The organism is Legionella sp. JM-2024 (genome assembly GCF_055389095.1).
This window is the reverse complement of sequence record NZ_AP039388.1, coordinates 18,806-42,468: the sequence shown is the minus strand read 5'-3', so window position 1 is coordinate 42,468 and position 23,663 is coordinate 18,806. Positions and strand designations below refer to the sequence as shown.

The window sequence follows — 23,663 nt, the reverse complement described above, 5'->3', positions numbered from 1 at the left end:
TGCTTTCTAAACCAGCAGAATAAAAAAAATAGCCTAAATCTCCGTCCTGTAATATATTGCAATGAATAAAAAATAAAGTGGAGTTTTTCATTATGACCTTTAAATCAAGGATGGCTACCGTTATTTTATTGTGTTTTTTAAGTGCTACCGGGTGGTCGCTATCTGAATCCTACGAGGATAAAATCGTTGTTTCAAATTGTATGTACGAGCAATTAAAAGACAAAGCCAGATTAATTGCGCAATCAGAAGGTTTTAGTTTCATAGCCATTTCCATCAACGACAATATTACCAATACCCTACAAAAAATGAGACCTGTTTGCGGAAATTATCTTAATGCTGAGCCCTATTTCGACAACAACCACAATAATGTCATTAATTCGCAGAAACTATTACATAAATTAACCCAATACGAGTTTGTCTCTCACACATACTCTTATCCCATTAATCATGAAACTCAAGTTCAGGATTTGTTAAAGCAAATTGATCCCGCCAAAATATGGCAGACCAATCAACAGTTAACTGGTTATATCAATCGCTCTGCCAAATCCAGAACAGGAGTAGAGGCTGCTCAATGGTTTAAACAACAATTTGATACATTAGCCCACGATTATGGAAGAAACGATGTTGATAGCTATTTTGTCAAAACCGGGAATAAATTCATACAGCCCTCTGTAGTCACTGTAATTGGAAAGAGAAAAACTGGTGAAGCAATTGTTATAGGAGCACATATTGATACTCTGGACGGAAACATGCCTGGCGCAGATGATGACTCCAGTGGAATATCAGTTGAGCTTGAAATGGCAAGGGTCCTTCTCTCCTCAGGATTAGAATTGAACAGACCTGTTTATTTTATCGCCTATGCAGCGGAGGAAAGAGGTCTAATAGGTTCAGGTTATGTAGTACAAGATTTTTTGCAGAAAAAAATTCCAGTGAAAGCTGTAATGCAGCTCGATCAAGCAGGGTATAGAGCCAATTCCAAAGATCAAACTATTTGGCTATTAAAAGATTACGTAGATAAGAATTTAACCAAATTTACAGCGAAATTATTAACCCACTATGTAAAGATTCCCGTTGGATACACTAAATGCGGTTATGCATGCAGTGATCATGTGAATTGGGCAAATGAAGGGTTCAAAACGTCTTATCCATCAGCCACTACTTTAGACAATGATAATCCATATATTCATACCTCTGATGATACCCTGGACATCCTGAACCTGGAGCATATGGTTAATTTTACTAAATTGGGTTTGGCCTTTATCGCAGAGCTTGGCATAGATTAGCAATGATTTAAACTCAATGAATAGCCTGTTTCCTTAAGGTTTCCTTAAGGTTTCCTGTATATAATTTGAGCAAAATTTAATGTTTCTCATACAATTGGAGTTTATTGATGAAAACCGAAGCCTTGCTTGAATTGCTAAATCTGGAAGAAAATGAATTATATGATTCAATCAAGAAAAAGTATGAACAAAGACTAGAGGCGATACAAAAGGAAGAGCGCATAAAAAAAATGGGGGGGATTAACCCTTTTGCCCCAAAAAAGACTGACAACAATATTCAATCAATCACATCTAAAGAGATACAAGAAGCTTGGGAAACTATTGATACTGAAACCAAGTACAAACGTTTTAAAGGGATCCCCATTCAAGAAGGGCAAATCCCGGAAGCTCATAATTCCAAAGTGGAGCATAAAAAAGAAGAAACAAGACTGAATCATCTTGTACTAGGCCGCCCTGTTGGCGCAAAGGGAAGACGCTTACCCAGTCATTTACAAGCTAGAATTAAAAAGGACTCTTTACCCCAGGAAACCAACGATGAGCCAATAAAACAAGTTGAAGTGACGCATAAATCAACAGAAAATAAAACAATAAAAACAGAACGAAAACCAATAGATAAAAAAACTGAGTTACCGGTTAATACACCTCTGAAAAAACAACTCCTTTCGGTTAGTGATCTGCAATCAGCTGTTTACACCGCTGTTCAGAATTATACGAATTACCACAGCAACTCTCAAAATAAATGCAATTCCAAATATAATAGAGGACAAGGCGATGGTATTTTTAGTTTTTTCCGGCACGGAGCATATGGAATTACTACAGCCAATAAATTATATGACTCAATCAAACCTAAAGATGTGGCGCTGGATGATACAGTAAAAAGATTGAAAGACTTTTTGGGCAATTCATCAAGAGCCTATCATCACCATTCCTTTACATCCTACTTAGCTGATGCACTTGCTGAAAAAGGATTAATAACATCACATCCTGCTAGCAGATACAACCAAAAAGAAGTGGTTAATCAACTTGCACAATGGATGGAAAAGAATTTATCTTCAAATCATAAAATAGCTTTAACAACAGTTCGGTAAACTTATTAGAATTAAACACAGACTGCTGTATTTTTATATGTGCCATGTCCCTGCAAAGATATGGCCCTTATCTGCTGTCTCATAAAGAGTTCGGAAGACAGTTTATTTGATAATTGAGCCTACTTATTCATCAAATAAAATAAAAATTTCTCCCCGCTCAAAGGTTTTGAAAAATACCAACCTTGCACCATATCACAGTTCATTGAGTACATTAATTCCAGTTGTTCTGCCGTTTCTACCCCTTCGGCTATGACCAACAGTTTTAAATTTCTTGCCATGGTTATTATACTATTGATCAAACCCAATTCATTATGATCGGTATTAATCCCCTGGATAAAAACACGATCAATTTTTAGGCTTTTGAATGGATAAGATTGGATATATTTCAAGAAAGAATACCCTACTCCAAAATCATCCAAAGAAAAATGAATGTTCATTTCATTTAACTTGTTCAATTGAGATAAAATAAATTTTGAATCATCAATAAAAGCCGATTCAGTAATCTCAAAAATCAAAGAGTCCGGAGATAATTTCGTCCTTTTCAAAATTAATTTGACCTTATCAACAAAATCTTTTTGTTTTAATTGCGAAGTAGAAATGTTCACTGCAATTTTTATCTTGGTGCCCGTAATAAATTGCCATTCCTTAGCTTGTGAACATACCTTATCTAATATCCAGTATCCCATTGGAATGATCATTCCTGTCTCTTCTGCTAAGGGAATTAGCTGATCAGGGGTAATTTGGCCCAAGGTAGTATTTTGCCAACGTAACAAAGCTTCCGCGGCAACCACTTTATTCTCTTTAAGATCGATGATAGGTTGATAACAAATATACAATTCATTACGAATTAAAGCCTGATGTAACTCTGCCTTAATGCGAAGATGATTACTTTCTTCCTCAACCATGCTGTTTTGAAATACTGTCCAATTATTTTTACCTTGAACCTTGCTCTGATACATAGCGGTATCGGCATTGCGCATTAAAGTTTTGGCGTCTTTACCATGGTCAGGATATATTGCAATTCCAATACTTGTAGACACCAATAACTCTTGTGATTCAATGGTAAAAGGCTGAAAACAAGTTTCTCGACATTTTTTTGCGATACTCTCAGCATCTGAGTCTTGTGTGATGTTTTCTAAAATCATCATGAATTCATCACCACCCAATCGAGCGATGGTGTCTGTTTGTCGAATAACTGATATAAAGCGTTCTGATAATGCTTTTAATAGTAAATCACCAGCGGCATGTCCTAAGGAATCATTAATGTGCTTGAATTCATCCAAATCTAAAAATAACACTGCCAATTTTTGATTATTGAGATGTGACTTAGAAATGGCTCGCTCTAATTTATTAAATGCATAAAGCCGATTCGGAAGATTCGTTAAATTATCAAATGTGGCTTGATGTTTTAACATTTCCTCATAACTTTTTTTCTGTGTTATATCTTCCATAACGGCCAAATAATGAGTTATCTCTTCATTATCATTACGAATTGGTGAAATAATTGCAGATACCCAAAAATGTTCTCCTGATTTGTTTTTATTCAACAATTCACCGCGCCATTCTATTCCTTCGGCTAATTGTTCCCACATGGTTTTATAAATTTCTTGCGGGGTTTGTCCTGATCGTAAAACTCTCGTACTTTGACCCACTAATTCTTCGTGGCAATAACCTGTTTCTTCTATTACCTTTGCATTAACATACTCGATAGTCCCTGTGATATCAGTTATTATGACTAATACAGGACTTTGCTCTAATGCACGTGTTAACTTTCTTATAGTAGCTTCCGAGCGTTTTTGTAAGGTAATATCCCTTACTATCGCTACAACCAAATTTCCCCCGGTCGCATTAAAGAGCGCCAAGCGAACATCTACAGGAAAAACTGTTCCATCCTTTCTACGATGGATACCCTCAATATTAATTGGTCCCTTTTGAACATCTTTCCAAATCTGGTTTAAATCATCCAGAGAAACTCCCACCTCTATATCCCAAACATAGGAATTGATTAGTTCATCCCGGGTATAGTTTAAAGATAAACAAGCTGCGTCATTTACCTCTAAAAATACTCCTTTCAAATTATGAATAAAAACTCCATCGGACACCGCATTCATCAGATTTCGATATCTTTCTTCATTGATTTTTAATTGATTGAATTGATGTACTTGTTCAGTAATATCCTGCTTAATTGCAATATGTTGCGTCACTTTACCCAATTCATCATCCATAACAGGGACAATGATCGTTTGTGCAATCCAATAACTATCATCTTTTTTTCTTGAACGTATTTGACCTTTCCACGTCTTCCCTGCTTTAAGATTTTGATTTATTTGCTCAAATATTTGTTCGTCTTCGACTGGAGAACGCAGCAAGGATGCTACAGTCTTGTTAATTGCTTCAGAAGCCTTATATAAAGTTATGTTTTCAAACGCCGGATTAACATATTGAATGACTGCTTCATCATTAGTGATCTCGACCGAATCGCCTGCTTTTTCCAGAATGGTGGTCAGCAGATTTTCCTGCTTTTTACTCATCAATTTGGCCAAGGACAAGTTTAATATGCCTAAAATATCCTTAAAAAAAGGATTTAATATTTCAAAGTTCAAATCAATCGTTTCAAGCCAGAAACTAATAAAAAACAAATTCTCATGTAATTTATCAAGACAAATATCCATGCGTTCTTTTAATTTTTTTTTAAAATCGTTCTGAATACTCGTTTTATTTATCTCTAAAAAATGCCAATCTTTAACAGGCGTCAAAAACTCCCTTAACTCGTCTTGCACATCAAATTTCAAACCAGTAGAAGCAAGAATATCGACATGATTTCCATCATAATGCCAAATCGCCGCAATTCTACCTTTTAATAAGGGATGTTTACCGAGTAATTTCAATACATAATTACTTAAAGAACGCACCGTGTGATCACCATGACTAAATTTTATCAACTCACTTATTAATCCACGTTCTAACTGATTAAAATTATTGAAATTAACTTCAGAAATACGATGATTTAACTTGCATGAATCTCTGATTTTCCTCTTGTTATCCATCATTTGCTAATTTCGGACTCTGCACACAATTCCCGTATAATAAAGCTTAGGATCTTATCGGGTAATTAGCAAAATATCCTTCTAAAATTAAGCTCAATTGATAATTGCCTTAAAACTTAAAAACAACGCTCCCCATATAGCCCTATAAAATTTAATTTGCTAATGACTTCAAACTCCCCACTAATCAAGTTAACATAGAGCCCTAACACTTTATTTAAAGTATCCATGCGAACAACAAGCTTCCTCGATAAGTTAATATCTGAAGTCGATAGTGCGCTTCGTACTCTTGTTTTACCCCAAAAAAGAATTACCATACGCAAATCCCCCGCTGAACACATTGCCGATTCTGCTTTTTCCTCTCAAGAAAGAAAACATATTTCAGGGTTAATGAGGGTAAACCACACCGGAGAGGTTTGTGCCCAAGCTCTTTATCAAGGACAAGCTCTAACAGCCCATCTTACACATGTTAAAAAGCAAATGGCTAATGCTGCAGCTGAGGAAATTGATCACTTAGGCTGGTGTGAAGAACGATTATATGAATTAGGCAGCAAACCCAGTTTATTAAATCCAATCTGGTATTGCGGGTCCATTTTATTGGGAGCCTTGGCTGGATTAACCGGCGATAAAATCAGTTTAGGTTTTGTTGCTGAAACAGAGCGACAAGTAACAGCTCATTTACAAAAGCATCTACAGTATCTTCCGGCAAATGATAAAAAAACAAAAGCCATTCTGAAAAGAATGCAAGAAGACGAAGAGCATCATGCTAATACAGCCATTGAAGCAGGTGCAGTTGAACTTCCCTATGTTATTAAACAATTAATGAATGCTGTATCAAAATTAATGACTAAGAGTAGTTATTATATTTAACAGGATTATTACATATGGACTACAATACGATATTCATTCTATTTGTCATATTCATTGCTTTCGTATTTGATTTTATTAATGGATTTCATGATGCCGCCAACTCAATAGCCACCATAGTCACTACGGGTGTTTTAACGCCAAGGCAAGCAGTGCTATGGGCTGCATTTTTTAACTTTATCGCCTTTATGATTTTTAATTTAACCGTAGCTCAAACAATAGGATATGGATTAATCGATACCGCTCTTGTCGATAGCTATTTTATTTTAGCCGCTTTAGTGGGTGCGATATTCTGGAATTTAGTAACCTGGTATTACGGATTACCATCAAGTTCCTCGCATGCCCTCATTGGCGGCTTAGCTGGCGCTGCAATAGCAAAAGGAGGATTATCTTCCCTCAAAATTGCAGGCTTTGTCAAAGTAGCGGCGGGTATATTCATATCGCCTATACTGGGATTATTAATCGGTCTATTATTTACTCATATTTTCACACTGTTTCTTAAACATAAAAACGAAGAAGAACTGAATTCAATATTTAAAGGTTTACAGCTTATTTCCTCAGCATTATTGAGCGTCACTCATGGAGGTAATGACGCACAGAAAACCATGGGTATCATTGCTGTATTACTTTTTTCGGCTTCTTGGCTTGATGGCGTATTTTATGTGCCGTTTTGGGTTGTCGTTTCATGTCATGGGGTAATTAGCCTTGGTACTTTGGCCGGGGGCTGGCGAATCGTACATACCATGGGAACCAAAATTACCAAACTTAATACCTTGAAGGGTTGTGCCGCTGAAACAGGTGCTGCTATTACTATTTTTGCTGCTACAGAATGTGGAGTACCTGTATCAACCACTCAGACTGTAACTGGATCAATTGCTGGAGTTGGACTAATTAGCGGGATTGGTGGTACTCACTGGAAAGTTTTAAGAAGAATATTCTATTCCTGGCTATTAACTATTCCCGCCGCAGCATTAGTTGCTGCGGCTATTATGGTAATCTCTCCTACAGCTTAGATAATAATTTACTCAGCAGCGCAGTCGCCCTCAATACTTAAAGCACTATTCCCCCTGCTGAATGTAAAATACACGATTATCCCAACAGCCATCCAAATTATAAAACGTAATATAGTAACCCACGGTAAATTCAAAATTAAATACATACAGCTGATTATCCCTAATATAGGAACATATGGCATCAATGGAGTTTTGTAGGGTCTCTCCAGGTCAGGCTGAGTTCGTCGTAGATACAAAACACCTCCACAGACAATGATAAAGGCAAACAAAGTACCAATATTAACTAACTCGGCTAAAGTACCAATAGGTGTTACAGAGGCGAGAGAGGCCATTAATACGCCGCATAATAAGATAATCCGTATTGGTGTTTTAGTGTATTCATTAGTTTTTGCCAAAACTCTCGGTAGTAAACCATCTCTTGACATCGCTAAAAACACTCTGGTTAAACCATAAAACAGAACCAGCATAACGGTGGTTAAACCGGCGATAGCTCCTACACCAACCAACCCGGCAGCTGTTTTATAACCCAGGACAAGCAGCACATGGCTAATGGGCGACGATACATTAAGAGTAGTATAATGAGCAATCCCTGTTAATAATCCCGCAACCAAAATATAGATCACAGTACAAATTGCTAATGAGACAATTATTCCTGTAGGTAAGTCACGTTGAGGGTTAATTGCTTCTTCCGCTGCCGTAGATACAGCATCAAACCCTACATAGGCAAAAAAGATGATTGACGCCCCTTTCATGACACCAGCCCAACCATATGGCATAAAAGAAGACCAGTTTTCAACCTTAATTTCTCCAAATGCGATCACTATAAAGAGAAAAATAACCAAAAGCTTAACGAAGACCATGACATTATTAAATCGAGAACTGGATTTAACCCCAATAACTAATAATGCGGTTAAAACTGTTATGATAAAAATTGCTAAAACATTGAGGTTTCCGCCATCAGCAGGCCCATGCAACAAGTTGGTTGGAATAAATATTTTCATGGCCATTAAAAAATCATTCGCATAACCACTCCAACCAATTGAAACTGCTGATACGGCAATGGAATATTCTAATAGCAAATCCCACCCTACGATCCATGCAATTAACTCACCAAATCCTGCGTAGGCATATCCATAAGCACTCCCGCAACCGCCTATGCTAGCTGCTAATTCAGCATAGGACAAAGCAGCAAAAGCACAGGCAAAACCTGCAACAACATAGGAAAATATTACGGCTGGTCCCGACACAGTTGCCGCAACTATTCCCGTAAGAACAAAAATGCCAGCTCCTATAATGGCACCCACTCCTAAAAAGGTAAGATCAAAAACATTAAGACATTTAGCCAAATGCGACTCATTATCTAATGACCCTTTGATATCTTTTTTACGAAACAAGTCCATGATAGTATGCTCTCAGGTTTATTATTTATTGTTTATTTCCGAAATTTAGGTTATCAATAAACATAAAGTCCGGTTATCTTCCATCTAACGAAACCTTACACAATTTAACTCTACCATTAAATGATAGCTGGGAGAAACCCTGCAAAGGTTAAAATTTGAATGAAAAGATTAATTTCCAGCTTAATAATATTTTATTCTATAAATGCCGTCGCTGAGTCTGAAATTGTAACAACCCCATGTTCCCGATGGATAAGTTTTCTTAGACCCGTATGCCAACGTCTACATCAAATCTGGACAGAAGGACACGATGACATGTATTTTTCAGGTTATGCGTGGCATAACCGATATACTTATCGGCCGGAGAAAATTAAATCCTATAATGAAGCGGCATGGGGAGGCGGATTAGGTAGAAGTCTTTTTGATGAAAAGGGAAACTGGCATGGGCTTTATGCCATTGCCTTTCTGGATTCTCATAGGCATATAGAACCAGCTGTTGGTTATGCCTATCTAAAAACCGCTTCAATAAACAAAGATCTGAAAGCTGGTATTGGTTACTCAGTATTGGTCACTTCTCGCGTTGATTATGATAGCGTTCCCTTTCCTGGAGCATTGCCATGGGTATCAATCTTTTATAAAAGAACGACCATCGCCGCAACCTATATCCCGGGATCAGCTGGTGCAGGAAATGTTTTATACATTCTCGGAAAAATATCATTGTAGCAACATCAGAAAGTAGCCTCATGTTTCACGCGCTCAAGGACTAAGTGAGACAATTCATTGAAATATCCCCTAATAAAATAGCAACTACTCAGCACAATTCACCGAAAACCATATTTATCGTATCCTGAAAGAAAATGATTCCAAAAATGTTCATACAGCTCAGTGTTCTGTGCTCTATAGAATGGTTTCCATTCATTCTACCCCAAATACGGCATATTCCCATGACTTTGAAATTGTGGTGAATAGATACATAAAAATGGTTGCAACAGAAAATTCAACTTGTTAGTCTCTTCAGGATTTTTATAACAAGGAGATGTAACATGATGTTGAAAACCAAGTTGACTGTTTTGATCAGTGCTTTACTCTTGGCTGGCTCTTCTTTGGCAAATCAAATAAAACCCCAAGTGTGTCCTGGTGTACCATTTATTCAATCTGAAGGGATGTCCATGTCTGCTGAAATTCTGGAGGGCATGTACATTACCTATAATCTAAGTCATTACAACACCAGTTCAAACTGGGTATTTATTATAGGACCAATCGCTGCTCAAAATGATGAAATGGCCCTGGAAGAAGGTAATAAATTACTTTCAGTCATGTCAGGCTCTCCCACTCCAGAAGATGATGGAGAAGGTAACTGGATATGTCAATATAACACGAACGCTCAAGACATTATTGCCTTTGCTATAGAGGCAGATGATATGATTTCTCCTCTAAAAATGATGAGATATCTCAGAACAGTTCGCTCATGATGTTTATGTCCACTGGAATAGAAGACACAGGTTTTTAGACGATTTGAATTTCACACTGGTCCGCCTTTAAAAACGAGTAATAGGAAACTCTATTGCGAATTTTTAAAAGACAGTTCAGTGTGAAAAAAGATAGCATAAATCTCGACTCATCTATAGCAAACAACCCCTTTGGATGAGTACTCTAATAATTAAAGTAATCCTTCAAAGAAAAAAGATAGTTAAGAAACTCTCGCTGTCCTTTTTGGTACTAATTGATTTTATGTGCTATGTTTTCTTCATAACCATTAATCAGGACGGACACAATGAAATCATTTATTGAGCAAGCTCAATTTTATGCTACATACCATCAAAATCCAACGACACGATATACTCATATGGCTGGAGTGCCTTTAATTATTCTTTCCATCATGATCTTTTTAGGATTTGTTAAAATTGTTATTCCTGGTGTGTACGCAACTGATTTGGCTTGTCTTGTTACTTTAGCCGCCTTAGTTTATTACTTTCTATTAAACTGGCAATTGGCTTTGGCTTTAACCCCAATTTTGATCTTTTTGTTATGGCTCGCTAGTTGGTTTAACGATGATGGACCAACAAAGCTAGGGGTTTGGGTGTTTATTATTACCTTTATTGTGGGTTGGGGATTACAGTTTTATGGTCACTACATAGAAGGAAGAAAACCTGCTTTCATGGCTAATATTACTCAAGCTCTTATTGCACCTTTATATTTAACAGCAGAATTATTCTTCATGGCAGGATTCATGAATTCATTAAAAGAACAAATTTATGGTGCAGAAGCAAAAGAAGTAACAATGGATACTAAAAAGGAAACCAAAACTAAAACTAAATCCAAATCCTGAGTCGTGTTGGTCTTCGCTTTATCAAAAGCAAAACCCAACAAAAAAGCAAAAAATTACTTCGGTATGATTTCGTACTCCGAAATCAACTATCCGCAAAATGTGGCATCACGATTTTAAAACAATGATGAATTTTGCTATTGCGCTTAAAATCCTGATCGATAGTTTGTGAAGTGATGTCTTGCACCGAATATTTCTCTTTTAATATTGGATCTAACTTAAATTGACGAAAATTGGTTGAAAAAAACAAAATACCATTTGGATTTAACAGTCTCATAGCCATATTGATCAGGGAAACATGATCTCTTTGAATGTCCAAGATATCCGCCATACGCTTTGAATTTGAAAAGCTGGGGGGATCTAAAAAAATAACATCAAATTTATCTCTGGCAATTTTCATCCATTCTCTGCAATCATATTGCACAAATTGATGCTTGGATAAATCAATATGATTTAATCTAAAATTATCTTCTGCCCAAAGTAAATAAGTTCTGGATAAATCAACATTCGTAGTTGATGCTCCTGCCAAGGCAGCATGAACACTCGCACTAGCCGTGTAACAAAAGCAGTTTAAAAATCGAGTTCCCGGCTCTAACTGTTCAAATCGTAAGCGAATAGGTCTGTGATCCAAAAACAGACCTGTGTCGAGGTAATCATACAAATTCACCATCAACTTCGCCTTGCCTTCTGTCACTATCAATTTATGAGTTGTTTTTCCTATTCTTTGGTATTGGTCAGATCCCTTTTGCTGTTTTCTTTGCTTAACTATTAGTTTTTCTGGCTCTAACCCCAAAGCTCGAGGCACTACTTGCAACATCTCTAAACTACGCTTTTCAGCCTTGTGTACTGGAACACTGGCGGGTGCTGTATATTCTTGTAATACTACGAAATCATTATATATATCGATAGCATAGGCATATTCTGGCAAATCAGCATCATAGAGTCGATAGCAGGAAATTTGATTTTTTTTCGCCCATTTCTGTAGGTGATTTCTATTTTTTTCCAGTCTGTTCAATAACATTTGAGCATTATCAGACAATGGCGCATTTTGAGCATCTTTAAGCTTATTGGATGCAGAAATGGATAAACAGTATAACTTACAATCCAATGGACCATTGTATAAAGTGTATTGCTTATCAGAGCGTAATCCTAATGCCTTAGCCAATACTGGAGAAGAGGTTAAGATTGCAGCCTGCCAACCTTGATAATAAGTATGTAATGTAAAACCCAATTGCTGGTATAGAGGCACAAGCTGAGTTACATCTCCCATTCGTTCTCCATAGGGCGGATTGCAAGCCACTAACCCTCTTTTTACTTCAGGTCTACAATTTTTCAAGGGTAGAGTTTTAAACTCTACCAAAGGTAATACTCCAGCTCTTTCTGCATTGGAACGAGCTATAGAAATTACTTTGTCGTCAGTGTCTGTTCCTAATAATTTAACTGACAGTGGTTTAACCTGGCTTAATGCCTGGGTTCGCAATTTTTCCCATAAAGAGCTCTGATGTTGAGCCCAATTTTGTAGAGATTGGTCTTGTCGTAATAACCCTGGGGCAATATTAGCTGCCATCATAGCTGCCTCTATGACCAAAGTTCCTGAACCACAAAAAGGATCATGAAAACCATATCCTTGCAGGGCAAGCTCTTTCCACTTGGCTCTCAATAACAATGCTGCTGCAATATTTTCCTTTAAAGGAGCCTTCCCAGTCTTTTTACGATACCCTCTTTGATGCAAACTGTATCCGGTCAGGTCAAAACTCACCGTTAGGATATCATTTTTCAAATGAGCATGAATTAAAATTTGAGGCTTTTCTTTGTCAACAGAAGGTCTTGAACCATTTAGTCTGCGGAAATGATCCACTATTCCATCTTTGACTACTTGAGCACCAAACATCGTATTGCGAATTTGCTCTGATGCACCATGAAATTCGATGGCAATGGTTTTATCATGAGTAAAAACCGTCTGCCAATGAAACTGGGTGCATAATTGATGGACGGACTGTTCTTTTGCGGCATGCCCACTAAATAAAATGAGCTGAATTCTGTTAGCAAGTCTTGACCATAAACATAAATGATATATCACAGGAAGGCTGGCTTCACCATATACTCCTTGCGGGCTTACCTGAGTAACATGAAGCCCCAAACTTCGAAGTTCTTCTTCTAGTAAATACTCCAATCCTTTTGAACAACTGACGAACAGTGAATAATTCATTTTATAGAAGACCTTAAATAACGAAACAGCGCTTTAGATGCGCCTGTATTTTTTTCTTTCATCTGATCATCCAGTGCCTTTTTAATCAACTGCCTTAATTGCTGAACATCCTCTGGTTGATAGATATTAATAAATTCCGTCAAGGCTTCTTTTCCATCTTGTAGCAGCCTGTCACGCCATAGCTCTATTTCATGGAAAGAAGCGGTCACAGCACTGTCTTCCTCAACAATTTTTTCATATGCAGCAAGAATTGCTTCAAAATCAGAAGCCCGCATTAACTTACCTATTAATTGTGCCTGTCTTCTTTTAGCTCCATGACTTTTAATTGACTTGGCATCAATAATCGCCTTGCGTAAATTATCCGTAAGAGGTAAAGAATCAAGTTTGGATGCACTTAGATCAATAAATTTTACCCCAATATTTTGCAAATAATGGGCTTCTCTCTTTTTCTGCGATTTACTGATTTGTTCATCCATAGGGCGCTGCATTTTTTAAAATAACATTAATTATACTATATAAGTGTATGTCCAGATAGGATGATCTCTAATCAAATTTGGGCGTAAACAGGCAAATAATATGGCTCTTTGCAAACATCAACTTCGTGGATAAAGCCTGCTTAAAGGTTTTTTCACAAGAAAGCTACTAAAACCATAAATTCATTCTGCTGCAGCGAGCTTAATAGAAGATTGAATATATTGTTTGGCAGGTCTTGATCGCAAATAAGCATGGCCAATAGCTAAAAAATTATAGGTAAGGATAAACAACAAGAGTAAATGCAACCAAGTTATTGTTAATTTTGTAAAAATTGGGATAGTAATCATTACTCCCAAACATCCTGAAAGACTTAAAATTAATGTCTTTTTCAAAGGGATTTTATTTTTTTGTAAAAATACTAATGTTGTAAGAGGTTGTTGCATAGCTCCTGCGGTCGTCATTATTGGGAAAGCTACAACAGGCGAAACGTTCATTAAAAATAAAACGCCTTGCACCATCACAAAAAGCCCTACCCCTACAGAAGTAAGAGCTCCACAAATCACCATAGCGAAAAATCCAATAACTAATTTCCAGGAATGCAGCTCTATCAAATCACCTCCAACTGGCAATATGCGAAGCTGATGAGATATCAAAAGAATAATGATTAATGCAAATGAACTTATCATTGCTAATCGAATAGCTTGCTTACTTAACTGACTTACCACAAAACCACCGACTAATCCACCAACACATGTTCCACTAACCAAAGTCAGTAAGGTGGTTAAATCCACATCTATCATATTTATAAAAAATAAAGATTCTATCGCCCCCGGAATCACTTGTGCTCCGTTGTTTACAGCAGGTAATTCATCATCACGAAAAGTTCCTAACAATTTTGCCAAAGCCACATTAACAGCAAAGCTACCAACACCCAATGTATCGGCAATAAAAGCAGCTATTCCACTGCCTATTAACTTAATATATTGAGAAATTGACAAAGGTAAGGAAGGTTGCTGAATGAACTTTAAAACCATTACGCCGACACAGAACAAACTTAATATTATTACACCAAGAGTGATTAAAAAAAATGCCATTCTGTTCCTAACAAAGTAATATTAATCCTAAATGATTTTAAGATCAGGGCTAATTAATAAGGATTACAATTCCCAAGGGAATCTAAAAGACAAAGATTAGTTGATTATATACTAATTTCTGTGTCCAGCAAACAACATCAAGTCCAAAAATAATTCTTGATGGATCATTAGGATACAACGATAAATTTAAAACAAATCCTAACTGGAAACTTTTCTATCTTACCAATTAAATAGCACACCCTTCTGTATCAATGCCAACTTGACCAAATGCCGATTTCACCCTATAGATATCCAAATTTAAATCTCTGGCAGCATAAATCACGCCACATGCTCCATTTTTAAAGTCCGTTGTAGGTCTCCAATATTTGGTGTTAGCAAAAACCATCATATGATACGCCTTTTTAATTCCTATATCTTTAGACAATAAGTAAAAAGCTTTATTAAATACGCCACTTGCTGTATGTACGATAAAACTTTGTCGTTCTTGAGGAAGCGGAATTTGAGTATTGGCATAAGCTACTACTTCATCATAGCTGATGGCGCAGTAACTTCCATTACTTTGTGCAATACCTTTGTCCAAACAATCCGCGGAACTTCCATCTGAAGATGGGTAGTCCATAAATCGCAAAGCTTTTCCAAAAGAATCGCGGACTATTGTTTCACCGATACCCCAGGTCACTTCATTGGGTTGTAAATAAGCCTTGTTGTATAATTGTGGATTTTTTTCCAAAAGATAAGCACGAGATGCTTGCCCAGCCATATCGGATAGAGACTCGTTAATAGCACCAGATTGGTCATGGTACTCAAGACCAGAATGTTGTTCTGTAAAACCATGAGTTACCTCATGGCCAGCTACATCTAAAGAAACTAAAGGATAAAAATCCATTCCATCGCCGAATGACATGGCTTGTCCATCCCAAAAGGCATTGTCGTAATTTTGGCCAAAATGCACTCTCATGACCAATTTCATTGGTATGCCATTAGCATGTTGTAAGGCATTTAATCCATACCAATCTTTATACATGTCGACAATGACATGTCCGAAATAATAAGCGTCGTTCCTCGGAGAAAATCCTCCATTAACATTTTCTTCCAAATTATTATTGCAAAGATATTGAAAGGGGGTGCCTATACTGTTTTCCCAATCCCACTTGGAATCAAGGTTAACCAGCTTAACTTTTGTGTTTTCCATCACACATTGACTGCCATTTTGAGTCACATCCAAAGAAGGAAGACCATCCTTACCATACCAATATTCCTGAACTTTCTCATTGCCGCCAGGACCTGTGTCCAAGTAGGTTTTAATATTATCCCATTGTTTTACTAAAGACCCACTTTGAGCATCTATTATAAAATAGGGCCAGGTTGGTTTACCATCTTGTAATACACCTTTAAATGAAACCAAATAAACCAGTTTTAATTCATTATTCTGATTGGGTCGAATCTGTAGCTCTACTTTTTCTTGCTGAGTTTTTGATTGAGGATTGACTTGAAAATAAGACTTTTTTGCATAGTCCATGGCTTGTTGCGCGCTAATGCCTGGCTTTATATTGATCTGTATATTTTCAAATAAATGTCCGTTTACTTCCGCATTTCCATTCCAATTTAGATCTTGATTAGCTCCTTTAGTAATCATGACTTGGGCTCCAACAACAGGAATTCCCTGATATAATTGCTGATAGCGAGTAATAACCGCATTATCTTCTTGCGTTTGGTTCATTTGTTGTAACGAGTTATTAGTTACCGCAGAAGAACTCTTTAAAATAATGGCATTTTTTGGGGTCTTTAATATTGGGTACTTTTTTAAACTATCCACAGGTGCTTGATATAAATCAATATCACTTATTGCAAAAATACTTGGAGAAACTACCGAAAAAGTCAAAAATACAATTCTTTTTAACATACAAAAATACTCAAAAAAAAGCACATGATGCCGCAAATAATGTCATAAAATTAAACATCATGCAATATTTTTCCACATATTTTATGCCTTATCTAATTACACTTCTGGCTGGAATACCAGTTTTTGATAAGTAATGAACCTTATACCTTTTACAAATTTCTGAAATGCACTCTTCCCCAATCATCAAAAAGATTGATATGCAATCAAATTGAGCATATAATATACATTTTGTTTGCGAGGAAAAGACCAAGATGATTAACGAAAATACAATAAATGAATTAATTAAACACGAAAAAAGAAAGGAAATGAACCTTAGTGACTTTATTAAAACCAAGGCGAAACTAGGAGGATCTCGTTGGGGTGGTATCGGCCATTTTGGAAACAGTGAATTATATCTACTTAAAAGAGAGCATTCAGGCTATCAAACCATATCTTCCGCAACACCTAATTGCGTCACTATCCTGGAATGTTTATGTTCAAAAATAATAGGAAAAGTTTTAGGAGAGCATTACATCGCAGAAACAATCCCAGTAAAAATTAATTGTGAAACAGTTAAAGTACTGCGAGGAACTAAAATCGAAACAGAAAATATAGTATCTGAGGAATATGATGATTATGCAGTAGCATCCAAATGGCTTTCATATCAGCAAACATGGGGCTTACCCTTGGTTGATCATACAGTAGATGACGATCATATGCTTAAATTTGCTCTTATGTGCAACTTACTTGGGATTGATGATGTAAAAGTAGAACATTATATTCGATACATCACAGTGAGAGATGAAATTCAGCACGTTTATACAGCAATTATTGATTGTGCGGGTGATTTGTCAGCCTTTGAGGAAACAGATCTCAGTTATTTTTTAACTAAAGATATGTATAAGGATTTATCTAAGCCAAAAGTGACAGCAAAACCAGAGCAATATCAACTGGTATTAGAGGTCTTTACCGAGTTTCTCAAAATTGATGTTAATAAAGAATTTGAGGAGTATCAACACATACCCTCCCCATTACTGGAACAGATGAAAATAAATTTACAAAAAACGTTAGATCACGTGCGTAATAATTTGTTACCACAACTGGAAATTCTTATCAATGAAGTAGAGCAAAATAAAAATAGGTCAATTAATTATTCTGTTTCGTTTTATAAACCAGAACCCATGGTAAAAGAACCCTTAAATACATTAACATCAACAACTAATAGCTTAATTTAGTGATGTTAATGTACATAAACCTTTTTTAATAATTTATAAGAGACTATCGTGTTCAGGATGAAGGTTTTACTTCAGATTCCAGGTTGGCACGATATCCTCCAGCCAACTCTTGATATAAACGGACAACACTTAGTAACTCTTGCAATTTATCCTGATTTAAACTGATATTTACTTTATCGAGTGAAATTTTGCTTTTTAAGGTTTCCACATAGCTTTGAATACCAGTCTGATACAATCTATGATTTAGATTATAGGCTTTTGCCAAATGTTTTTGAGCATAAGACGTTTGCTGAAATTTATTAGTTAAACGCTCATTCTCCGATAAGGCATTGGTCGTGTCTCTCAATGCTTTTTGTAAAATATCAATATAATTAAAATAAGAGACTTTGTTTACCCCCTTGGCCTTAGCCACCGCACCTAAAACAGACATATCAATAATAGGTGCTTTCAACAATTGATCATTAAACTTAACGGTTTCTTTAGGTAAAGCGTAACGGTTATCTCCAGCAGCCAAACCACCTATAAAATCCAATTGAACAGTTGGCAAAAGATTACTTTCTGCTAAACCTATTCCCTCATGGGAAGCCCGTAAACGGTTTTCAGCCACTTGCATATCAGGCCGATTTTCCAGAACCGTTAAGGGTAAAGAACCAGGTATTAAAGTATGATTTTTAAGTTGTAATAATTTTCTTGAAGTTTTTATATCGCCTGGATTTTGGTTCAGCAAATAGCGGATAGCATTACGACTTACGATTATATTGCGTTCTGTCACTTCCAGCTCACCTTGTATCATATTGACCTGACTGTATAACTCTTCTTGTTCAATTTCAGAGCTTAAACCTCCTTGGTATACTTTATTGGCCACTTTTGCTAATCGAATCAAATCTCTCGCAAGAGCCTCTAAAAGCTGCTTACGTTCCATTTCCGCGAGATAAGTAAAATAACTTGCAGAAATTTGCGAAATAATCGTTAACTTAAGAGCATCGTCTTCTGCCTTCACTTGAGCAAGAGTATATTTTGCCTGTTTTTGCTCTCTAATCTGATGAATGATGTTTATCGTATAATTAGGGATAAGAACAATCAGAACACCAGGAAAACCGGTTGCAGGATTTCTTGAATAACCAGTCAGAAGATCCAGAGTAGGCACCCACTGGTAACGGATTTTTTTTAGTTCGCCCTGTGCTGCTTCAATACTCCCTCTTGACATATTAAGGCTTGTATTAGAAATCAATCCTCTTTCAATAAGTTGATTCAGGGTTGGATCTTTAAAATCACGCCACCAAGCCACATAAGGAGCATTTTTATCATCAATTTTTTTAACATTTTTATCTGTTACTGACCATTTATTAACCACTTCAACATTAGGCTTGTGGTAAGGTTCAGTATAGCAACTGGCGAGTATTACTGATAATAATATGATTTTAACCAGGTGTTGCATGTTTTACTCCCTCACTAAGATCCATTTTCTGCTCACCTGCAATAAAATCTTTTAAGTGTACTAAATCTTTCTGTACTTGTTGAAATAATTGATAATAATCAAACTTATGATAGCGTTTCGTATAATAAGCCATATATAAGGCTTTAAGACCAATAAAAATACGGTTTGTCAGTTCAACAAATTGATTAAACTCATTCCCAACAGCACGTTCCGAACTAATTAAAAATTGTGAATTTTTTATCAGCTTATTCACTTCAAATAAGCTGTCCGTCAATTTGATGCAGGAATAAAACCATTCTGTTCGTCTTATTCTACCTTGATTTAATAAACTCACTAGCCTATAAAGATCGTCAATCACCTCTGCCTGAGTATTTCTAATAAATCGCTGCATGAGCCCATAATGCCTAAACCAAAAATACTCAAAGCTCAAAATAATAGTAAAAGCAATTAAAGTACAAATAGTATAATCAATAATAAAATAAGTTACTGGGAGTGTATTTTCCGTACTAAAATAACCAGAACCGATGACTGACACATTGACAGTGAATACAGTCGGAACGCTATACGCTCTTCCCACTAAAAAAAAAGCAAAAAAAACCATCATTGGAATAATTATAATTAACGTTCGATAATCCAGATGGCCGATAAACCATAATAAATATCCGGTAAACAAGCCTAAAAGCACCCCTAAAAAACGATGATAGGTGCGAAAAATGGTTGTTCCATTATCAAAACCGGCATAAATCATCATTACCGCAAAGCCGGTCCAGCCTGCTCGTGGGTAACGTAGCCATTCCTGAACAAAAATGGTAAAGAAAAATACCGTGCTGATCTGAATGCAACGCAGTTCAAGATAAGAAAATGCCTGAACTCCTAACCATTTGCGCATAAATAATTCCAACTCAAAATTAATTGATATAAGATTCGTAATTCATGGGTTTCGTTAAAAGCGGACAATTCCTGCCTAGAAAGCACGACCGGTTGCCTCGATTTGCTGGCATCACAAAGACGTGCCAAATAATGATTTAAGACAATAACATATTCTTTACGAAGTTGTTTCTGAAAAGACAGCAAGTAAGACATTGTCAGGATTAACTCGAAGGTTAAAATGGTTATCTTTAAAATACTGTAGCATTTAATATTTTTAGGCAGCATTTTAGCATAACGTTCCATCACAATAATGCCTGAGAAAATGGCGATAGTTTCGACTTCTCCCTTACAAATCTTGGCAGAAAGAGACTCCAAACCTGTAATTACTTCAAAAAAGGCACGCTCCCAAATCTCAAAATAATATCGTTTCGGAAAAAGAAACAAACCAAAAAAGATAACCACCATGGCGGCCAAGGTATAGAACGCATTATTAATTGCGACATAAAAATTGCTATCAGCTTCCACACCATAGATTAAAGAGTACGATGCCAAACTTAGTATCAATGGAACAATAACAAGCATTTTCCTAAAATTGTGAAGCACTAAGAAATACAGAGCCAACGAATAGAAAAAAACAAAAAAAATGAAAAATACGTTGTACACTGAAAGAACACCAAATAAGAATATAGATAATACGCTTCCTAAAAGGGTATATAATAAAAGAAGGTATTTTTCTTTTAACGTCGCTCCCGCAGCCTCCACAGTAAAGCATGTGATTGGAGCATAAAAATAATAAAAATAGGGATTTTCAATCGAAGAAAAAAAATAAAATAAAATCATTAATTCCAAAACAAACAACGCTTTTAGCCCATTAATACGATGCTCTTTATACTTGTCGTAGGCAGCGAGCTTATCTTTTAGTTGAGATATAAACATAAGCACTAGCACCAGGGTTTAAAGGATATTCAGGATCAGGATCCAGTATTTTTATTTGTAATGGAAATCGCTGAGGAAGCAATAACCATTCGTTTTGATTTGAGACGACTTGCATTTGACTTTTTGGTGCAGTAGTTTGTCGTTCAGCAGCCCATAACGAGTTGACAACAATACCATGAAATATTTTATCAAAATAATACATTCGTAAAATGATATAGGCTTTATCACCTTGTCGTACATTACGTAAGTCCGTTTCATTAAAATTGGCCTGAATATAATAATTTGCAGTGTCTATAAATGAGAACACAGGTTTATGGATCTCAATGGGAGTATTAGGAGAGGCATACATATTATCTATTACCCCATCCCCAGGAGCTCGAACGACTGTTAAATCAAGATTGACCTTAGCATTATTCATTTTTGCCTTAAGACTGGCAACAGTATGTTTTTGCTGTTCAATCTTGGCTCTCAATACCTCTACTTCTTGCCGCAAAGAATTTCGTTTATTACTTAGGGTAGAAACATCATAACCAAGATTTTTTAATTCGAGGATAGATACCGCTTCAGCTACATTTTTATTTTTTTTAAGTCCAAGTGCAAATTGAGCTTTTTCAAGCTCGGCATCTGTTGCATTAATCAGCGCAATGGTTCTATCAATCTGTTTTTGAAATACATTAATTTTCTTTAGACCTTCCTGGTAATCAGCACTTGATTGCTGATAAGCCAGCTCATACGGGACCCTATAAACACTAAATATAGGATCGTTCTTTTTCACTTTTTGGCCGTTCTTAACGTAGATTTCAGTAATAAAGCCAGATACATCCGCAGCAACAGGAGTGACATTGGTTACCACAAAAGCGTTATCAGTAAACGGAATCATGTAGGAAAATAAATGAAAAAGACCAATAATAAGAGCTAAACCAACGACAATGATTGGAAGATTAAGATAATTTTTGCCCTTTTTAAAAAACATAGGAATGGAATAACTAAAGAAAAGGCGGATTTGTTTGCTTAATGATTTATACCATGCCGTGGAATTCTGGTTCACAATGAAGTGCCTCTTTTCATAATTCTATTTAAACAGCTTCAATTTACCACTCAAAACTAGCCTGAGCATTAAAACTAAAATGCTTCTTTTTTCCATTTGCGGAACAACCTGGAAAGATTATTCGGTGATTCATATAACCGACTTTTTCCATCTGTTGGCAGATAACCCCATTGCGACTCTTCTGCCAAGATAGCCTTGGCATCTAAATATCCTGACTCCATACGTTTTTTAATAACTACTCGGCCAAAATTGTAATCCTTTGACGCAGCTTTAACTACTCTGGAACTGTACGCCAAATGAACCAAAGTACAATGATGAGGCGTTCCGATATCTAACAAGTGGGCACTCTTCTTCTTTTGCTCATCGGTTAAAATATGGCTCAATTCCATCATCGAGTTTCGCATATGTTGTCTTTGTAAATAATTATAAATAGTGCGTTGCGCATGAGTACCGTATGAAATATCTTTCCTTCTCTCCTCAATTTCATTCATGGTTTTGGGAATAAAGGATCTCCCACCAAAACAATCAATAAGAAAACATAAAGTATTCTCAGGAGGAAATGCTTCTAAAATAACCTCTAATGGCGTATTCGAATGGACCCCACCATCCCAATATAATTCCCCATCAATATTAACTGCAGGAAAGCCGGGAGGTAAAGCGGCGCTTGCCATAATATGTTCTACTTCAATGCGGTAGTTGATGTTATTAAAATAGATTAAATGGCCGTTACTGATTTGAACAGCACCAAGGCTTAACCGAATAGGGCAAGAATTAAGCAATTCGAAGTCTATAAGATCAAGCAATGTTTTACGAAGGGGGGAAGTATCGTAATAACTGAGTGTCGTTGGCTCACCCCAAAGAGGAATAGTCCCTATACACCATTTAGGAAAGAAAAACTCAGGTTGACCAAATAATAAAGCAAAATAAGCACTCAGCTTATTGTAAAAATCGATGGTTGCCTCCGACTCTCCTAAAAAATCAAAATAATTACCTGGCGCAATTTCTTTCCAAAACCTCTCAAGCTTTTCAATACGCTTTTCTGGTGGATTGCCTACAATAATAGCCGCTTGTATAGCGCCAATAGAGGTTGCTGCAATCCAATCCGGTTCATATCCAGCTTCCAATAACCCTTTAACCACCCCAAATTGATAAGCTCCAAGCGACCCACCTCCTTGTAACACATAAGCAACACGAGGAAAACGCCCCTTATCTTTAGCAGGTAAATTATTAAATCGATTGGCATACGGGTTATTACCATGAGGTTTAGACTCCCCTTCCAAACTCATAAAATCTCCTTTTTCACTTTAGGTTTGCCACTATAACCTGGTAGAAATAGTGGGAATAACTAATGTCCTTTAGCTTATTATACTGACCGCGTATACCAGAACAGGGCTATTTAGCAAATTTCTTCTGGATTCTGAAGTGCTTTCTGCTAACATTGTACGAATATTCTCTTGAACAA

19 protein-coding genes are annotated in these 23,663 nt (G+C 36.4%); 8 read left to right on the top strand and 11 right to left on the bottom strand.

What is annotated here, in order from left to right; genetic code table 11:
* Positions 1–92 precede the first annotated feature (92 nt).
* Together ACZ5EK_RS00165 and ACZ5EK_RS00160 are read left to right on the top strand one after the other, a co-directional pair.
* Positions 93–1,283, top strand: coding sequence for a M20/M25/M40 family metallo-hydrolase (locus tag ACZ5EK_RS00165; protein WP_464430747.1), 1,191 nt, complete (start codon positions 93–95; stop codon positions 1,281–1,283).
* 107 nt (positions 1,284–1,390) lie between these two features.
* The gene (locus ACZ5EK_RS00160) at positions 1,391–2,368 is read left to right on the top strand and encodes a hypothetical protein (protein ID WP_464430746.1); all 978 of its coding nucleotides are present in this window, start codon (positions 1,391–1,393) and stop codon (positions 2,366–2,368) included.
* A gap of 119 nt (positions 2,369–2,487) precedes the next feature.
* On the opposite strand, the gene ACZ5EK_RS00155 is transcribed toward ACZ5EK_RS00160, so the two are convergent.
* Positions 2,488–5,418 carry a sensor domain-containing protein gene (locus tag ACZ5EK_RS00155; protein ID WP_464430744.1) on the bottom strand — a complete coding sequence of 977 codons (2,931 nt, stop codon included), beginning with the start codon at positions 5,416–5,418 and terminating at the stop codon, positions 2,488–2,490.
* Between the two features lie 222 nt (positions 5,419–5,640).
* On the opposite strand from ACZ5EK_RS00155, the gene coq7 reads away from it, so the two are divergent.
* A complete protein-coding gene (coq7, locus tag ACZ5EK_RS00150) occupies positions 5,641–6,282 on the top strand; it encodes a 2-polyprenyl-3-methyl-6-methoxy-1,4-benzoquinone monooxygenase (protein WP_464430742.1) in 642 nt (213 codons plus the stop codon).
* Between the two features lie 14 nt (positions 6,283–6,296).
* The gene (locus tag ACZ5EK_RS00145; RefSeq protein ID WP_464430740.1) at positions 6,297–7,292 is read left to right on the top strand and encodes an anion permease; all 996 of its coding nucleotides are present in this window, start codon (positions 6,297–6,299) and stop codon (positions 7,290–7,292) included.
* 8 nt (positions 7,293–7,300) lie between these two features.
* On the opposite strand, the gene ACZ5EK_RS00140 is transcribed toward ACZ5EK_RS00145, so the two are convergent.
* Positions 7,301–8,692 carry an amino acid permease gene (locus tag ACZ5EK_RS00140; RefSeq protein WP_464430738.1) on the bottom strand — a complete coding sequence of 464 codons (1,392 nt, stop codon included), beginning with the start codon at positions 8,690–8,692 and terminating at the stop codon, positions 7,301–7,303.
* Between the two features lie 159 nt (positions 8,693–8,851).
* Here ACZ5EK_RS00140 and pagP point away from each other — a divergent pair, with 159 nt between their 5' ends.
* The 3 genes from pagP (at position 8,852) to ACZ5EK_RS00125 (ending at position 11,018) form a co-directional block, all read left to right on the top strand.
* On the top strand, positions 8,852–9,412 hold the full coding sequence (gene pagP / locus ACZ5EK_RS00135) for a lipid IV(A) palmitoyltransferase PagP (protein ID WP_464430736.1): 561 nt from the start codon (positions 8,852–8,854) through the stop codon (positions 9,410–9,412).
* 320 nt (positions 9,413–9,732) lie between these two features.
* The gene (locus ACZ5EK_RS00130; protein ID WP_464430734.1) at positions 9,733–10,161 is read left to right on the top strand and encodes a DUF4949 domain-containing protein; all 429 of its coding nucleotides are present in this window, start codon (positions 9,733–9,735) and stop codon (positions 10,159–10,161) included.
* 302 nt (positions 10,162–10,463) lie between these two features.
* A complete protein-coding gene (locus ACZ5EK_RS00125) occupies positions 10,464–11,018 on the top strand; it encodes an Mpo1 family 2-hydroxy fatty acid dioxygenase (RefSeq protein WP_464430732.1) in 555 nt (184 codons plus the stop codon).
* Between the two features lie 82 nt (positions 11,019–11,100).
* Here the strand turns inward: ACZ5EK_RS00125 and rlmKL are convergent, their stop codons facing one another.
* The 4 genes from rlmKL to ACZ5EK_RS00105 form a co-directional block, all read right to left on the bottom strand.
* Positions 11,101–13,224, bottom strand: a complete 2,124-nt coding sequence (gene rlmKL / locus ACZ5EK_RS00120) for a bifunctional 23S rRNA (guanine(2069)-N(7))-methyltransferase RlmK/23S rRNA (guanine(2445)-N(2))-methyltransferase RlmL (protein WP_464430730.1) — start codon at positions 13,222–13,224, stop codon at positions 11,101–11,103.
* Positions 13,221–13,700, bottom strand: a complete 480-nt coding sequence (yjgA, locus tag ACZ5EK_RS00115) for a ribosome biogenesis factor YjgA (protein ID WP_464425899.1) — start codon at positions 13,698–13,700, stop codon at positions 13,221–13,223. Before yjgA ends, rlmKL begins: the two co-directional genes overlap by 4 nt.
* Before the next feature lie 180 nt (positions 13,701–13,880).
* On the bottom strand, positions 13,881–14,792 hold the full coding sequence (locus tag ACZ5EK_RS00110; RefSeq protein ID WP_464430729.1) for a sulfite exporter TauE/SafE family protein: 912 nt from the start codon (positions 14,790–14,792) through the stop codon (positions 13,881–13,883).
* A 226-nt stretch (positions 14,793–15,018) separates the two neighbouring features.
* Complete coding sequence (locus tag ACZ5EK_RS00105) at positions 15,019–16,695, bottom strand: M4 family metallopeptidase (protein ID WP_464430727.1); 1,677 nt, start codon at positions 16,693–16,695, stop codon at positions 15,019–15,021.
* Positions 16,696–16,946: 251 nt separating this feature from the next.
* Here ACZ5EK_RS00105 and ACZ5EK_RS00100 point away from each other — a divergent pair, with 251 nt between their 5' ends.
* Positions 16,947–17,909: a hypothetical protein gene (locus ACZ5EK_RS00100; RefSeq protein ID WP_464430726.1), complete on the top strand. Its 963-nt coding sequence runs from the start codon at positions 16,947–16,949 to the stop codon at positions 17,907–17,909.
* 52 nt (positions 17,910–17,961) lie between these two features.
* On the opposite strand, the gene ACZ5EK_RS00095 is transcribed toward ACZ5EK_RS00100, so the two are convergent.
* The 5 genes from ACZ5EK_RS00095 to ACZ5EK_RS00075 all read right to left on the bottom strand — a co-directional run bounded on the left by ACZ5EK_RS00095 (position 17,962) and on the right by ACZ5EK_RS00075 (position 23,487).
* Entirely contained in the window at positions 17,962–19,347 is a 1,386-nt protein-coding gene (locus tag ACZ5EK_RS00095; protein WP_464430724.1) for a TolC family protein, read from the bottom strand.
* A complete protein-coding gene (locus ACZ5EK_RS00090) occupies positions 19,331–20,236 on the bottom strand; it encodes an FUSC family protein (protein WP_464430723.1) in 906 nt (301 codons plus the stop codon). The genes ACZ5EK_RS00095 and ACZ5EK_RS00090 overlap by 17 nt, the downstream gene beginning before the upstream one ends.
* Positions 20,221–21,153 carry an FUSC family protein gene (locus ACZ5EK_RS00085; protein WP_464430721.1) on the bottom strand — a complete coding sequence of 311 codons (933 nt, stop codon included), beginning with the start codon at positions 21,151–21,153 and terminating at the stop codon, positions 20,221–20,223. The genes ACZ5EK_RS00090 and ACZ5EK_RS00085 overlap by 16 nt, the downstream gene beginning before the upstream one ends.
* A complete protein-coding gene (locus ACZ5EK_RS00080) occupies positions 21,128–22,126 on the bottom strand; it encodes an HlyD family secretion protein (protein WP_464432514.1) in 999 nt (332 codons plus the stop codon). The genes ACZ5EK_RS00085 and ACZ5EK_RS00080 overlap by 26 nt, the downstream gene beginning before the upstream one ends.
* Before the next feature lie 149 nt (positions 22,127–22,275).
* Positions 22,276–23,487, bottom strand: coding sequence for a patatin-like phospholipase family protein (locus ACZ5EK_RS00075; protein ID WP_464430720.1), 1,212 nt, complete (start codon positions 23,485–23,487; stop codon positions 22,276–22,278).
* Between the last annotated feature and the right edge of the window lie 176 nt (positions 23,488–23,663).

Coding starts and splice junctions, on each gene's coding strand:
- ACZ5EK_RS00165 (WP_464430747.1), top strand. CDS start 93: ATGACCTTTAAATCAAGGATGGCTACCGTTATTTTATTGTGTTTTTTA.
- ACZ5EK_RS00160 (WP_464430746.1), top strand. CDS start 1,391: ATGAAAACCGAAGCCTTGCTTGAATTGCTAAATCTGGAAGAAAATGAA.
- ACZ5EK_RS00155 (WP_464430744.1), bottom strand. CDS start 5,418: ATGATGGATAACAAGAGGAAAATCAGAGATTCATGCAAGTTAAATCAT.
- coq7 (WP_464430742.1), top strand. CDS start 5,641: ATGCGAACAACAAGCTTCCTCGATAAGTTAATATCTGAAGTCGATAGT.
- ACZ5EK_RS00145 (WP_464430740.1), top strand. CDS start 6,297: ATGGACTACAATACGATATTCATTCTATTTGTCATATTCATTGCTTTC.
- ACZ5EK_RS00140 (WP_464430738.1), bottom strand. CDS start 8,692: ATGGACTTGTTTCGTAAAAAAGATATCAAAGGGTCATTAGATAATGAG.
- pagP (WP_464430736.1), top strand. CDS start 8,852: ATGAAAAGATTAATTTCCAGCTTAATAATATTTTATTCTATAAATGCC.
- ACZ5EK_RS00130 (WP_464430734.1), top strand. CDS start 9,733: ATGATGTTGAAAACCAAGTTGACTGTTTTGATCAGTGCTTTACTCTTG.
- ACZ5EK_RS00125 (WP_464430732.1), top strand. CDS start 10,464: ATGAAATCATTTATTGAGCAAGCTCAATTTTATGCTACATACCATCAA.
- rlmKL (WP_464430730.1), bottom strand. CDS start 13,224: ATGAATTATTCACTGTTCGTCAGTTGTTCAAAAGGATTGGAGTATTTA.
- yjgA (WP_464425899.1), bottom strand. CDS start 13,700: ATGGATGAACAAATCAGTAAATCGCAGAAAAAGAGAGAAGCCCATTAT.
- ACZ5EK_RS00110 (WP_464430729.1), bottom strand. CDS start 14,792: ATGGCATTTTTTTTAATCACTCTTGGTGTAATAATATTAAGTTTGTTC.
- ACZ5EK_RS00105 (WP_464430727.1), bottom strand. CDS start 16,695: ATGTTAAAAAGAATTGTATTTTTGACTTTTTCGGTAGTTTCTCCAAGT.
- ACZ5EK_RS00100 (WP_464430726.1), top strand. CDS start 16,947: ATGATTAACGAAAATACAATAAATGAATTAATTAAACACGAAAAAAGA.
- ACZ5EK_RS00095 (WP_464430724.1), bottom strand. CDS start 19,347: ATGCAACACCTGGTTAAAATCATATTATTATCAGTAATACTCGCCAGT.
- ACZ5EK_RS00090 (WP_464430723.1), bottom strand. CDS start 20,236: ATGCGCAAATGGTTAGGAGTTCAGGCATTTTCTTATCTTGAACTGCGT.
- ACZ5EK_RS00085 (WP_464430721.1), bottom strand. CDS start 21,153: ATGTTTATATCTCAACTAAAAGATAAGCTCGCTGCCTACGACAAGTAT.
- ACZ5EK_RS00080 (WP_464432514.1), bottom strand. CDS start 22,126: ATGTTTTTTAAAAAGGGCAAAAATTATCTTAATCTTCCAATCATTGTC.
- ACZ5EK_RS00075 (WP_464430720.1), bottom strand. CDS start 23,487: ATGAGTTTGGAAGGGGAGTCTAAACCTCATGGTAATAACCCGTATGCC.